Source organism: Dokdonella sp., assembly GCF_019634845.1.
Taxonomy (GTDB): Bacteria; Pseudomonadota; Gammaproteobacteria; order Xanthomonadales; family Rhodanobacteraceae; genus Dokdonella_A.
On the sequence record NZ_JAHCAQ010000020.1, the window covers coordinates 43,965 to 58,469 of the forward strand.

A 14,505-nucleotide genomic window follows, 5' to 3' on the forward strand; every position below is an offset into this window, starting at 1 on the left:
ATCTCTTCCTCCCGCGCAGAGCGCCCTTGCCCCTCCTCGGGACTGTGGCACCTCCGCGCCGCTCCGGGCCGGGAGGAATCACGACCCATCAAACCCGTCGGCGAACAGGGGTGCCTCGTTCACGTGGATTGGAATGGCGACAATGACTTCGTTGAACTGGCCAAGGCCATTGGTGATACGGAAGGTCACGCCATAGGTTCCTTCGCTGCCCAATGGAGGCGTGCCGGATAGGACGGCAGTATCCGGGTTCAGGCTCAATCCGGGTGGAAGGCCGGTGGCGGTGAAGATCACTGCGCCGCCCTGGCCGTTGGATTGCAGGGTGTAGTTTTCGTAAGGCACGCCGACATGGCCATCCGGCGGGTTCACGTCGTAAAGCACGGGTGCGGCGACGGGGGTTTCCAGGGCGCCGGCGTCCTGGATGCCGAAGGTGTTGGGCACGGCGGGGATGTCGATGTTGCGGTTGCCGCGATCGCGGGTCGGGTCGCTTGCGGTGTAGGGCGCAAAATCGCGGCCTGCACCGCCGGCAAGGTAGTACTTGCCATTGTTCGCATCGGCGAACACCGGCGTGCCGACGATGTTCACCGGCAGGCCGCCCACGGTCACTGTGTTGATGCCGCTGAGATCGTTGACGACGCTGTAGCGCACCACATCGCCCAGGGTGCTTCCCAGCACCACACGCTTGCCGGGCTGATGCACGAGGCTGCGCTGGAGCGAGAAACTCCCCAAGGTTCCGTTACTGCCAAACATGACGGCAGTGGCTCCGATGAGGTTGTCGGCAATGGTGACGGCGGCGAAGTGGCAGGTCGAACGGAAGTGGCAGCCATCAAACAACATGCCGGTGACGTCGTTGTGATCAAAGAGGGCGCCCTCCGACAGGAAATACGAAGAACCCGGAGTTATATCGTCGACAAACTGGAACAGCGTGGCACCGGCATTGCCCGTCAGGCGCGTGCCGCGCAGGAAAACGGAAAGATCGCCGCCATCGTCGTCGCGCGACGCGCGGATCGCGGCGCCGGGCTTGGCCTGGCTGCCGTCGTAGGCAAGGTTGTTGGCAATGAGGTTGCATTCGATCGTGCGCGAGCAGCGTTTGCGTCCTTCCTGTTCGGCAAAGTCGGAGGTGGCGGTGAAACGGCCTTCATCGCCCTCCACGTACAGGGCCACCGCACCGCCGCCCTGTCTGGCGGAGTTGTCCGCAACGATGCTGTCGTAGAGCGTTGCTTGCGCGGCCTTCTCCAGCGTCATGCCGCCGCCGAAGCGATCCGAGCTGTTGCCCGTGATGCGCGTGGGCATGGTGGGCGTGAGATTGCCCACGGCAAGGCGCGAGGTGTAGTAGATCATGGCAAGACCGCCGCCCGGGCCGCTGGCGGTGTTGCCAAAGATTGCGGGCAGTGGGCCTGCCGCCAGTTTGAGGTCGCAATGCCGCCCGAGTACGCCGCCGCCATAGGCACCACCTGATGGTGGTGTGCTGCCGGTTTCCACCGCACCGCCTGCCACGTTCTGCCAGAACGTGGTGTACATGCCCTGCACCGTCACGAGTGCCTGAGAGCAGTAAAAACCTCCGCCGCCGTACGCGCCGCGGTTGTTGCTCATGACCACATTGTCAAGCAGGTACAGCGAACTGGTGGCTCCACCACTGCCATCGGGCAAGTTCGGGCCACGCACGCTGACAGCCCCGCCGTAGCCTGCGGAATTGCCGCTGAAAAGAACGTTCTGGATCACGATCAGATGCGGGCCCGCGGTGACATCCAGCGCTCCGCCGTAGCTTTCGTCATCGAGCAGTTCATCGCCATTGCGGAACTCCAGGTTCTCGAGACGAATATCCGTGGAGCCGCCATTGACATTGAGAATGCTTCGACGCGCGCCACCTGTACCGCTCAGCACCGGGCGCGTCCATGGAATGCCAACGCTGTCGCAGGGCTGCGCACCCACGAGCCGGATGAACTTGTTGGATATGTCCAGATTTTCGTTGTAGGTGGCATTGCCTGAGATCAGGATGGTGGTGAAGTCGCCCGGCGACGACGACGCGGCATTGATGGCGGCTTGCACGGTCGAATGGGTGCAGCTGCCGATCGGTCCGACCGGACCGACGCGCAGGGTGAACTCGGCGCCGTGAAGTGCCGGAGTCGCTGCCAGAAACAGCGGGGCAAGAAGACAGACAAGGCGGGAGAGCATGGCGCGGCCCGTGGCAATGACCAGCGAAAGACTGGCCTTCGCTGGAATTGACGAGTTTTCGTGCGCAGACCCGACGTGGTGTTGTGCATGAGCCAGCTCGGCCCAGACTGAGTGGCGGCTGCACCGGCAACTTTGCCGGTTTTGATCGTCAAGGCCGTGTGTGGCGGAAGCGCTGGTCCAGCGCCGGAAACGTCAAATGGCGTCCGTATCCGTTGTTCAGCGTTGCATGTTGAAGCGTTGACGCAGGCTGGCAAGCTTGAGCCGTTGCGGATGGTTGGCTGGCAGTGCGCTTGCCAGCACCGACTCGGCTTGTTCCATGTCTGCGTTGGCACCAGAGCGGTCGCCAGCGGCAAGACGCAGCGTGGCGCGTGCCAGCAACGCCCCGCCGGCAGCGAAATGCTGCAACTCGCCCAGCTTCTCGCAGTGCGCGATGGCGCGATCAAGCAGCACCATCGCCTCGCCTTCGCGCCCACGAGCTTGCAACCACAAAGCAACGCTGGCGGCGAATGGCGAAACCTCGTTGCATCGGAGTTTGTCGAATTGCTCCAACGCGACTGCCGTCAGACGTTCGGCACGATCCCCGTCGCCCTTCGCGATGGCGATCCGTGCTTCAAGAAAATCCACGCGCCCGGGCATGAGCGCGTGCGCACCCTCCGGGGTTTTCATCCAGCCACGGTAGGAATCCACCCACTGCTGCGCCAACGCCGGATCGGCGCGATCCAGCGCGACGCGTGCCAACAACAATTCCGGCTCGCGCCCAACCGGCGATTCGGGTGCGACACGGCGACTAATGCCCAGTGCCGTTTTGGCGGCGCCTTCCGCACCGCCCAGATCGCCCAGATTACGCAGGACATTGCTGAGGTTGATCCAGGTGTTGAGTCCGCTGCCGGCCTGATCGACGCCGCTAGCTCGGTCGGCGTCGAGCTTTTCGCGTAGCAGGGGCAACGCTTCGGCGAACCGACCACGCTTGATCAGCAGATTGGCGAGATTGTTCTTGGATTGCCCCAATGCAGGATGGTTTTTGCCGTACACCCGCTCAAGGATGGACAGGCTCTCGCGCGACACCGTTTCGGATTCCTGCAATTGCGCGCTATGGGTCAGGCACAGCGACAGTGCCGACAAGGCGCCGGCCGTGGCGGCGTGTTCGTTGCCCCAGGCTTGTCGCGCCATTGCCACCGATTGACGCAGGTGAGGCTCGCCACGCGCGCAGTCGTCGCTACGCCACAACGCCACGCCAAAGCTATTGTGGATCTCGGCGAGCAGCGATTTCGGTGTGTCGTGACGTGGTTCGACCAGAGCCAGAGCCTGCTCGAAGTCCGCGAGCGCCGGCTCGATGCGGCCGACGAAGGCAAGTGCTTCGCCGCGAGCGCGCAGGGTTTCCAGCCGACCCAGACCGTCAGGGTCGTGTTGCTGCTGCAAGGCCAGGGCTGCATCGAAGTCGGCGAACGCACGCTCAGGATTTCCCAGGCGCGACTGCAACTCGCCGCGCCGGCTCAAGGCGCTCGCATACGCTATGTCGTTGCGCGGCGCTTGGCTCTCCAGCAGGGTCACGGCTTCATCCTGCAGTTCCAGCGCCTGTTTTTCGCGCTGCAGGCCAAGGTAGATGCGGCCGAGCAAGGTCAGCATGTCGGCGCGGATTTCAGGCGATTTCGTACTTGCCGCCAGCGCCGTGCGGCGACCACTTTCGAGCAAGGTTGCGGTGTCTGGAATCTGGTCGGCCGGCAGGCCTGCACCGCCGGTCTCGAACACTTCAACTACGAAATCGCGTACCGCCTTGGTTCGCGCCAGCGCGGCGCGTGCACGCTGGGCCTCATTCATGGCGCGGGCGCTTTCAAGCTGCGCCACGCGCGTCTGCCACAGCGCCATGCCGAAGCCGATGAGTGTTGTGAGCAGCAGCAACGCGGTGAGGCTGACGCCGCCCCGATGCCGCGCCACGAACTTGCGCGCGCGATACCAGTTTGATGGCGGATGCGCGCGCAGCGGACGCTGGGCGCGGAAGTTCTCGATGTCTTCCAGCAGTTCGGCAGCATCGCGGTAGCGTCGTGCAGGCTCCTCTTCGCAGCATCGCTCGAACACCCAGCGCAGTTCGTGCGAAACGTCGAGGGGCCAGGCTGGCCAGGAGTCACCGGGTTTGCTGGGCGGGGATTGCCCGGCGATGAGTTCACGCAGGAGTACGCCAAGCGCAAACACGTCGCTTGCGGGCGTGGGGGTGTCGCCGCTGCGCTGCTCCGGCGCGCCATAGCCCGGCGTGAGCATCAATGCATCGGTGCGGTTCGCGGCGTCCTCATCGATGAGGCGCGCGATGCCGAAATCCAGAACTTTCACCTGACCATCCCCATCCACCATCACGTTGGAAGGCTTGAGGTCCCGATGAACGATCAACTGACGGTGCGCGGCGGCAGCCACCTCGCACAGTTGCGCAAAAAGCTCGAGGCGCACGGCACGACTCGCATTGCGCTGTGCGCACCAATGATCCAGCGGCTGTCCATTGACGTATTCCATCGCGAGGTACGGCAGGCCGAACTCACCCAGCCCGGCATCGATCAGTCGCGCGACGCCTGCGTGGCTGAAGCGCGCCAGGATGTCGCGTTCGCGCCGGAAGCGGCGCAGGTCGGCTGCATCCAGGATCGCCTCGCGCAGCAGTTTCACCGCCGCCTGTTGCACGAATTCGCCATCGTCGCGTTCACCCAGGTACACCGCACCCTGACCGCCGCTGCCAAGGAGACGCACGAGCTTGAACGACCCGCAATGACTGCCGATGAGATCGGGCAGGGCCGCAAAGTCGTCGGCCAGGAGATCACCCAGCTTTTGCAGCGGCGCAGCTTCGAAGGGATCGGTTGAGCTTTCATCCTGCGCCAGCATCAGCGTCAGCTCCATCCGCATCGCTTCATCCGGGACATGCTGTTCAATGAATGCAAGGCGCTCGCCTTCCGGCAGATCAACACACTCATCGAACAGCATCCGCAATTGGGCGTAGTTCGCAGCGTGGCCTGTGTGTTGACGTGTGGAAAAGGCATCACCGCTATTCGAAGCCATTGGCAAAAATCTCCGAAGGAGGCAGCTGCAGCTCGAACGCACCCAGATCGTACGGTCCATCCAAGTCGGGAACGTCGGGCAAGTCTATGCCGCGTGGCTGGGCGCTGGCATCGGTTTCCCGTTCCACGATGTCCGCGCAGGCATCCACGGCGGGGCTGATGGATTGCAGGGTGAAGTCGCCTGCGCCGGGATTGACAAAGGCCGGGTCGCCCACGCGCACCTCGCCGCTCATGGGAAACACCTCATGCGCAAGCACGCAGGCCGCCGAGACGGTCGAGGCTGCATCCTTGAACAGTACCGAATAACCGGGCTGATGGAGAATGGAATAAAGCAGGCTGGCGCTGCTGCCCCCATCCATCCGCATCAGTGAACTGCCGCCAATGCTGGCAGCCAGGGTGAGGCCGTTGGCGAAGAAATGCGAGCCGGAACCCAGGAAGACCGTACCAAGATTGCCTCGGTCATACGAATCTGCAATCAGCACCGAGTCCAGTTCCACCCGCTCCGCCGCATTGCCATACACGGCCGCGCCGACCTGTGCGGCATTGCCTTTGGCCTGGGTTCCTAGCAGCAGCACCTTGGCACCGAATGTCGCGCAGATGCCGCCGCCCTGCGTGGCATCGTTTTCGTCGAGCCGCGAGCAGGCTTCCGTCGGCGAGCAGACGGGCGCGGGGAGATCACCGAACATCGTGATGGCCGCTCCGCTGTCGGCGTAGATGCCTCCACCACAGCCGACCGTGTTGCCATCGCTGTCGGCGCGATTGCCGTGCACCTTCGTCGCGAACAGGTACACCTGTGCCGTACCGCCATAGGCCGCGATGCCGCCGCCATCGGCCGACGCCTGATTGTCGGCGATGGTGTAACCCGGATCCACGGACAGAAATCCATCGTTGTCCACGAAAACGCCGCCGCCCACAACGGCCTGATTGCGTTCCAGCCCTGGCGCCGGCGGCAAGACGGTGCCCGTGCTCACGTTCAGCTGTGCCTGTCCCGAACCGGCGACGTAGAGTCCACCGCCGGAATTGGCCTGGTTGTCGGCAATCGCGACCGCATTGCTACCGAACAGCGCCTGGGCGTTGCCGCCAACGAACACGCCGCCGCCTGCGCCAGTCGGCGCACGGTTCTGATCGATGACGCTGATGCGATTCGCGCTCGCGCCCACGCGCAACAGCGCCGGATGGGTCGAGTCGTGCCCGAACACGGAAATTCCGCCGCCCTGGGCGGCCTGATTCTGGCGGACTCGCACCCCCGCCAACTCGACCTGCACATGGCCCTGCACCCGCATTCCGCCACCCGTGGAGTCGTGGCTGCCGCCGAAGGCGAGCACCAGATTGCTGAGCTTCACCACGCGGGGCGGGTCGGTGGAGAAGTTCTGTACCACCAGGACCGGCAATCCGCCGTTGCCCGCACCCAGGATTTCCGTGGGTGGCGCGTTCGGCGCCGGGGCGCTGCAATTGGCAAAGCCGCCTTCGATGGAAAGGCTCACGCCATCGGCCACCAAGGCCTGTCCGGTGTAGCTGGCATTGTTCGCCACGATGATGGTGTGGATAGCCGTGTCGCCCAATGCCTTGGCGGCATCGATCGCGGCCTGGATGGTGGTGTGGGTACAGGCGGCATCGTTGCCGACGCTGAACGCGTGGGCGGCGGCGCTGGCGAAAAGGCAGATGGCGCAGGCGAAAGCGCGCCGGGTGGAGAAGAACATGCTTGCAACCTCCTGGATGGGGTTGCAGGGTTTGACGAGGAACCGTGAGCAGACCCGACATGGGCGCGGAAAGATGGCGTCAGTCGCTCTCCAGTTCCCGCTTCAGCCACGCTTTCGCCGCACGCCAGTCGCGCTGCACGGTGCGATCGGAAAGTGACAACTGCCGTGCGATATCAACGAGTTCCATTCCCGCAAAATAGTGCAACTCGACCACGCGCGCCGCGCGCGGATCGACTTTCGCCAGCGCAGCGAGGGCCTCGTCCAGATCGAGCGTGCGCTGGGTTTCGCGCGCCAGCGCCTCATCCATCGCCGATTCGAATTCGTCGCGCTGCCAATCCCCGCCATGTTTCGGGCGGGCGCGCTTGCGAGCCTCGTCCACCAGCAGGTTGCGCATCGCCCGCGCCGCATAGGCATGGAAATCGCGCGGCGCGGCGTGGCCATGCTGACGCAGGTTCAGATACGTCTCATGCACCAAGGCAGTGGTGTTGAGCGTGGGCGAGGCCCCGTTGCGTCGACGCTCGCGGTGGGCGAGCGTGCGCAGCTGCTCATAGAGGCTGCGGTACAGGGCTTGGTCGGAAAGTTCATCCATGGCCGCAGTATCGCCGCAAACCACGTCTGCAGGCGAAACATCGGCCTCGCCGCCAACCGTCGTGCGCTGACCCGCGACTGACACGCCCACGATCTCACCGCAGGAGCGGGTGCGTTAGCCGATGGCGAACACCGACAGCGCCGCGGCGAGCAGCCAGATCGCGTCGACGGGCTCGCCGCGCCGCAAGGCGACGACGCCGAGGCAGATCGCGCCGGCGACCGCGACCGCGGCCCAGACGAGTTTCGAGACGGGGCCGGGCGGATGGCCGGCAACGGCGGAATTCAGGGACGGGCTCCAACGGCGGATGGGCCAATGAAGCGTGTGCCATCGATTCGGGTCGGTTGATGCGCGAACGGATACGACTTTGATCAAAGCGCCGCGCATGCGCTGGCGGCAAGGAGGCCGTCCATGGCCGCGTTGTTATTCCGTGGGGTGGCGCAGGAGTTTCTTGCGGCCGTGGCCGCGATCAATCGCCGCCGCCGCCGCCGAACGCGTCGGCGAAGATGCTGTCGGTGGCCTTGAGGTGGATGAGCGTGGCGTCGAAGTCGGTGCCCGAATACAGGCGCGTGCCGACCACGGCGATCACTTCCTCGCCGGTACCGTCCACGCCGCCGATCCATTGGCCGGTATGGCCCATCCACATGCCGAACGGGCGCGACCAGCGCGTCACGCCGGCACCGCCGGCGTAGTCCACGTCCAGCGCCGCGTGCACGCGGTTGCCGTCGGCGCTGTATTGCTCCATGCGCGTGATTACGTTGGTCGGCGGCATGCTGCCGTTGTTCTTCGAGCGCATCGCGACGACCAGGTCGCGGTTCTGCGCGCGCTCGGCAAGCGCGACGGGTTGCGAATCGGGTTTGTAGAATTCGTCGATGTTGTGTTCGACCATGCAGCCGTATGGGCCGCGGTTCGAGTTGCCCTTGCAGAAGTTCGCGTCGAAGCCACCGTTGCTGTTGACGCGGCCCATGATCATCGGCCTGAGATTGGCGTCGTCCGTTTCCGACCAGCCGGCGAAGGCGACCTTGCCGTTGCGCAGCGGCGCCAGCGCGGTGATGGCATCCTTCTTGTAGCCGGTGTTGTCGTTCTCGTAGTAGAAGGCGCGCCAGTCCCAGTCCGGGGAGACGACGCCAGTGGCTGGCGCGAGGCCGAGAATGAAGCCGTCGTGATCGCCGGCCACATCGCGCTTCATCTGTCCGCCTACGTACAGGTGCGGGGTGCCGGCGTAGCCGTAGGGCGTGACGGCCAGCGCGTTCACCTTCACTTCCGCGCCGCTGGCCGGCGCCCAGGCGGGCAGGCCAAAGTAGTAGCCATCGCCGTTGAACTGAGGGATGAGCGCGCCGCTGCCGGCGCTGATGCGCGCGACGCCTACTTCCTGGCCGCGCGTGGTGTTCATGATGCGCGCGGCGACGAACAGGCCGTAGCGGGCGTCGTAGATCAGGCGCTGGCCATAGGCGGCGGTGCGCGGACCGCTCGCGCTGACGCCCCAGGTGAGCAAGCCGGCGAAGCCCGTGAAACAGCTGTTGCCGGTCGGCGTGCTCAGGTCGATGCAGGCCACGCGCGTGGCCGCGCCCGCAGACATGTTGCTGAGGATGAAGGCATAAGGCCTGCTGACGATCACGTCGACGATTTCGCCCTGCGCCCCGCCGTAGATCCAGCCGTTGGTGCCGAACGTGGTGTCGGTGATGCCGCCGAGGTCCACGCGCGTGATCCACACGCGCCACGCATCGCCAGCAGTGTTTTTCTGCTTGCCGACGACGTAGTAGCCCTTGTGCACATTGGTCGTGACCGGCGGCGGGCCGGGCAGGGTGCCCACGCCGTCCCACGGGAACACGCCCACGCCGTCCTCGGTGTTGGACCAGCCGTCCTGATTCGGCGCCCACAGCGCTCGCATGCCAGTGGCGCTGAAGTTCGTATCAAGCGTGAGGTCGCTCGGCGTCGGCGAGCCGTCGGGCGCGAGGTTCAGTTGCAACGGCTGCGTGGCGTCGGTGGCGCGCTTGGCGAAGTCGTCGGCGGCGTGGGCGCTGCCGATGGCGAGGGCGGCGAAGGCGAAGGCGAAGGTTTTGAGCATGGCGTGAGTTCTCCGTTCAGGGGCCGTGGCGCCTGAGCGCCACGGTCGGAAGAGAAAAGCGCAAGTCGGCGCGCCGACCTGACATCGCGCGTCGGCTCAGTCGCCGTGGGCACCGCCGAAGGTGTCGGCAAAAATGCTGTCGTTTTCGAGCAGGTGACTCAGAGTCACGTCGAAGTTGCGCAGGATGTCGACGATGGCCCACTTGCGTGTGCCGGCCACGACGAGGTTGCGCTTGGCGTTGGGGATGGTGTCGAACACCATCGGCGTGGTGTCTAGCGCGATGCCGGCCGGGCGTGACCACCAGGCTTGCCCGCTCGATGCGGGGAAGTCGATGACTTGCTGCGCGTGCAGCACATTGCCGCTCGCGCCGTACTGAAGCACAAATTGTGCGGGATGGTAATCGCCGGAGGTCTGGTTGCGTTTCAGCGCGACCACCAGATCGCCATTGTCTGGACGCTCGAGGATCGCCGTCGGCTCATCGACTGGGCTGCCGGTCGCATCGTTGCGGCGACACACGCCCTTGTTGTCGCAAAAGCCAAGATCCTTGCTGCCATCCGTATTGAGCCGTCCGAGGATCATGCGCTGGTCGGGCGCAATGAGGCCATCGGACCAGCCGGCGAGTGCGAGCTTGCCGTTGCGCTGCACGGTGATCGCGGTGACTGCATCCTTGCGGTAGCCGGGATTGTCCAGCTCGTAGGTGATGTACTGCCAGGAACCGAAGGCGGTGATGCCATTGCCGGTGGTCGGATCGAGTGCGAGCACATAGCCGTTGTAGTCGACGCCATCGCTGCTGATTTTCACGTTGCCGGCCAGGTACAGCCGCGAGCCGCCCGGAGCCGTTGCCGGCGCCAATGCCATGCTGAACACATTGACATCGCTGCCGGTCTGGGCGCCAGCCGGCGGCATGTAGACGCGTTGGCCATTGGGTCCGAACGCAGTCACGCGTTCTCCGGTGGTGGCGTTGAGCTTGACGACCGCGATGCGCCAGCCGTTGGCACTGTCGGCAAAGCCGGCTACGTACAGATAGGGCGGCGTCGAGCCGCTGCCCGGCTCGAAGATCACGCGTTGCGCGACATCGCGGTTGGAGCCGCCGAGGTTGAACGCGATGCTGGTGAGACTGCCGACGCCGTCGCAGGGATTGCCGGTGGTGATGTTGCGGCAGCGCACGGCAAAGTCTTCGGCGTTGCTGCCCAGAGCCCACGAGCCGACGAAATACATGCTGCCGGTCGCCGCGTCGAAAGCGGCATCGTTGATCGAGGTGATCGGCGGTGTCGTGATCGCCTGCCAGCCGCCGGCGCCGAACGTGGTGTCCAGCGTGCCATCGAGTTTGACCTTGCCGATCAGCGCGTCGTAGAGGCCGGTGTCGTAATGCTTGCGCCTGCCCGCGACGTAGTAGCCGCGCTCTTTCACGTAGAAGATCGGAAAGGTGCCACCCGTGACGTCCAGGGTCTTGAACGGAAACACGCGCAAGCCGCCTTGTTCGTAGTCGTTGGTGGTGTCCGGCGAGAACGCGGCCATGCCGCTGTTGCCGAAGGCCGGATTGAAGTTGAGGTCGCTCGGCAGCACGCTGCCGTCTGGCGCCAGCGGTTCGTCATGGTGCGTGGTGGCGTCGATCGCTTCCTTCCAGTCGGTAGCGCAGGCGCTGCCAGCAGCGCCTGCGAGCAGGGCGAGCGACACGCATGCGCGGCTCATGAGTGCGCGCGCGTGGCGGTTGGATCGGGACGGACGGGACATCGTTGCTTGTGGCATTTCGGCCTCACATCAGTGGTTTGCGGCGGTGCGACGCGCGCCCGGAGGCGCGTTGCGTCGTTGCTGCGGAGAAAAGCGCAAAGCAGCGCCGAAACCAGACATGGCAGGTGCAAATTGATCGTCAGCGGGCGAAAACCGCGCTGCCGCGGCGCGGCAGGCCCGCACGCCGGTAACCGATGCATGCTCGGGACGTTGCGCCCAGGTCATGAGGCGACGGTGTCGGGCGCTGCCGCGGCGGTTCCGCCGGCCACGCCGGGATTGGGCGTGGGGAGTGCGCGCGGGCGAGCGCCGGTTCCGCGGCCGCTCCTGGCTGCGCTGTCCTCGACGGCCGAAACCGCACATCGAGGTTTTTTCCCGGAGCCGGAGAACCGTCCTCGTTTTTTTCGCCCGCAACCGCTGACCGCGCAAGGAATTTCTGGCCCGCCGGCTACGACGGCGCGTCTGCGTCACCAGAGTTCGCAAATGGCGCGGGGGTCCATGCGAAAGAGAAGAGGGCGAACGAGGGTGTAGGGCAGGTTGACGTTTCCCCGATTCATGGCGGCTTTTCCCTGCTTTTTGCGTACCCACTTCACGTGGGATGCTGTTCCCGCCGATTCGACGAAGGGAGTTCTGCCATGAAATACCTGTTGCCTGCCCATCCTGGGCATCGTGCGCTTGGCGGCGTTGGCTCGCTGGCGCTGTTGGTCCTGACCAGCCTGAGCCTGGCCACCACCGCCGTGCTTGCCGACGACTCTCCGCTGTCGGACAGCCATGTCGCCCCGTCCGCATTCACGCCCACAACCATCGTCATCGGTGGTCCCGAGGGCGCCGACCTGGTGCGCAGCCCTGGCGCCTCCGACGAGACCCGCCACACGGCGTGGTATTCCGAGTCGATGGAGGAGACGGAAGCCAAGCGCTGGGTCGATGACCAAATCAAACGCATCGAAACCGGCAAGGCTAAGGAAACCGACGAAACCGACACAGCGGTCAAGGCCGGCAACCTGGGCAAACGCGAGGGTGATCTGGATCCCACCATCAACGTCGCCCACCATCCCGGCGAGCCGGGCATCCACCGCGTGGCGATCGACGGTGGCAATACCGCGCATGATCGAGCGGTCGGCGTCGCGCAGCGCAGAGACGGCAAGATCTACCTGGTTGGTCAGTCGGGTGGCCCCGGCGCAAACGCACGCATTGCCATCGCCCGCCTGACCTCGCATGGCCAGCGCGACCCCGACTTTGGGGCCAACGGCGTCCAGATCGTCACGGTGGTCAATCCACAACTCACCCTGGTCAAGGCCATTGGCGTGATGCGCGACAACTACGAACGCTTCTACATCGTGGCCCAGGACAGGGAACTCACCAATAACCACGACTTCGCCCTGATCTGCCTGCGCACGCCGACAGTCGGTGGCAACCAGCCCTTCGAGGTCTGTCCAGGGTTCGGTTCCACAGCGGGCAACATCATCCGCTACTACAATTTCGCGGGCGCGTCGGGCTGCGATTCCAACCACGACGTTCCCCAGGACATGTTTCTGGACGACAGCGCGCCCTCTTCGCGCCGGTTCTATCTGGCCGGTAGCGCGGAACGTCAGTTCAACAACTGCGGCGACACGGACTTTGCCGTGCTCCGCGTGGACATGAACGGCGACCTGGACACCACCTTCAACACGACCGGACGACTCATGCGGGGTATCGCACCGGTGGTCGGCGGTGGGAACTGGGTCGCGTCCGCGTACGCCGTTGCCCGGCGCGCGGATGGCAAGGTGATCGTGGGGGGCGGCGTCGGAGCCGGCGCCAATCTGCGAGCGGTGGCTGCGCAGTTTACCAGCGCAGGAGCCATAGACTCCGGCTTCTGCGCGGCCAGCGTCAGCACTTGCGAATCGCCCGCAACGCATCGAGGCGGCATTCGCGCCTGGAGCAACGACGATGCGGCATCGAGGGTCAGGGCGTTGGCCCCGACCTTTGGCGGCGGCCTGTACGTCGCGCGCTGGCGGGATCTCGGCACAAATGCCACGCTGGGACGGTTGACCCGCATGGACGCCACCGGCGGATGCGTGTCCTATTGCAATGAAGCCACCATGTACCCGGCTGCCGGCACCCATACCATCCCCGAATCGATGGTCTTCCATGCCGGCCCGGCGGGCACGGATGGCCAGGTCGTCGTCGCCAACTATAACTACCCCGATGGCGCCGCCGAGCAATCGAAGTTCGTCGTGTACCGGTTCGACGCCAATACCAGCAGCAACACGCTATCGGCCGATACGCAATTCTCGACCGGTCCAATCCCTCAGCGCCAGGACATCACGTTCCCCGGCGCCAATTCTGCCAGTTTCGAGCGCAACGCGCGGCCTTCGATGATCACACTCGACCAGCAAGGGCGCTACCTGATCGCCGGGTTTGCCGCTTTCAGCGCCACCGACCGGGACTTCGGGTTCGCGCGACTGCAGCGCGATGTAATCTTCATCGACGGATTCAATCGCTGACCGGCGGCCAATGCTTCACTGCTCTGGATGCACCGGCACCGCCGCCCGCAAAGGCGGCGGTGCTCGTTCGCCAAGTATGCCTTTGTTGAACATCCCATCGGGCGACCCACCGCCACTATCACAAAATCTTGTGTTGACGCTCAGTAATGACTGCCATATCTTGTGGCGGTCGGTACCCGCCAGCTTCGGCGGGTATAGGAAGTTTAAACGGCGTATAGGAAGTTTAAACGCCCCTTCCGGTCAGTCTGTCGGATAGGCGATGGTCACACTAGCGCCGTTTGGGGCGCGGATCGGACGTCTGTGGGAGAGATTTCGGCTCGCGGGGCCACGCAGTGGCGTTGTCAGCAGCCACTCTTCGCCGATTCCCGACGGCGGGCCGACCGCAAGCCTGCGGGATCCAACGGCCGCATCGAATCGGGCTCCGGATTCTGCCGGCGTCGTGGCCGACCGGGTGTCACGCGACCACCGTGGGTGGTGCGCGCGCTGCAGGCCTGTAGTGCGCGTCTTCCCGCGCACCGTGCTTCTCGAAGTGTGCCAGGATGGCACGGATGGCTGCGGGTTCCTCGATGCTGGCGACGATCCGCACCGCGCCGCCGCAGTAGACGCAGGGGGTCACGTCGATGGAGAAGACCCGCTTGAGGCGTTGCGCCCAGTTCATCGCGCGGCGCTTCTGCTCGGGGCTGCGCGGCTCCTCGTTGGCGCTGACCTCAACCGGTGCAGCATCGGTCGCAGG

8 protein-coding genes and 1 pseudogene are annotated in these 14,505 nt (G+C 65.0%); 1 reads left to right on the forward strand and 8 read right to left on the reverse strand.

Translation table 11 applies throughout. The annotated features are described in order from the left end of the window. Positions 1-78: 78 nt before the first annotated feature. From KF903_RS13325 to KF903_RS13355, 7 genes are all read right to left on the reverse strand, one after another. Positions 79-2,172, reverse strand: coding sequence for an Ig domain-containing protein (locus KF903_RS13325; RefSeq protein ID WP_291215755.1), 2,094 nt, complete (start codon positions 2,170-2,172; stop codon positions 79-81). Between the two features lie 216 nt (positions 2,173-2,388). Beyond that, positions 2,389-5,208 (reverse strand): serine/threonine-protein kinase, encoded by a 2,820-nt coding sequence (locus tag KF903_RS13330; protein WP_291215758.1) that lies wholly within the window; start codon positions 5,206-5,208, stop codon positions 2,389-2,391. Next, entirely contained in the window at positions 5,195-6,907 is a 1,713-nt protein-coding gene (locus KF903_RS13335) for a hypothetical protein (protein ID WP_291215760.1), read from the reverse strand. The genes KF903_RS13330 and KF903_RS13335 overlap by 14 nt, the downstream gene beginning before the upstream one ends. Before the next feature lie 79 nt (positions 6,908-6,986). Beyond that, positions 6,987-7,496: an ECF-type sigma factor gene (locus KF903_RS13340; RefSeq protein WP_291215762.1), complete on the reverse strand. Its 510-nt coding sequence runs from the start codon at positions 7,494-7,496 to the stop codon at positions 6,987-6,989. 114 nt (positions 7,497-7,610) lie between these two features. Then, positions 7,611-7,880: a hypothetical protein gene (locus KF903_RS13345; protein ID WP_291215771.1), complete on the reverse strand. Its 270-nt coding sequence runs from the start codon at positions 7,878-7,880 to the stop codon at positions 7,611-7,613. 82 nt (positions 7,881-7,962) lie between these two features. Further along, entirely contained in the window at positions 7,963-9,561 is a 1,599-nt protein-coding gene (locus KF903_RS13350; protein WP_291215765.1) for a hypothetical protein, read from the reverse strand. Between the two features lie 96 nt (positions 9,562-9,657). Beyond that, a complete protein-coding gene (locus KF903_RS13355; protein ID WP_291215766.1) occupies positions 9,658-11,253 on the reverse strand; it encodes a hypothetical protein in 1,596 nt (531 codons plus the stop codon). A 671-nt stretch (positions 11,254-11,924) separates the two neighbouring features. On the opposite strand from KF903_RS13355, the gene KF903_RS13360 reads away from it, so the two are divergent. Continuing rightward, entirely contained in the window at positions 11,925-13,772 is a 1,848-nt protein-coding gene (locus tag KF903_RS13360) for a hypothetical protein (RefSeq protein WP_291215768.1), read from the forward strand. 454 nt (positions 13,773-14,226) lie between these two features. On the opposite strand, the pseudogene KF903_RS13365 reads toward KF903_RS13360, so the two are convergent. Beyond that, positions 14,227-14,505 (reverse strand): annotated as a pseudogene (locus KF903_RS13365) (IS91 family transposase); the annotation flags it as partial.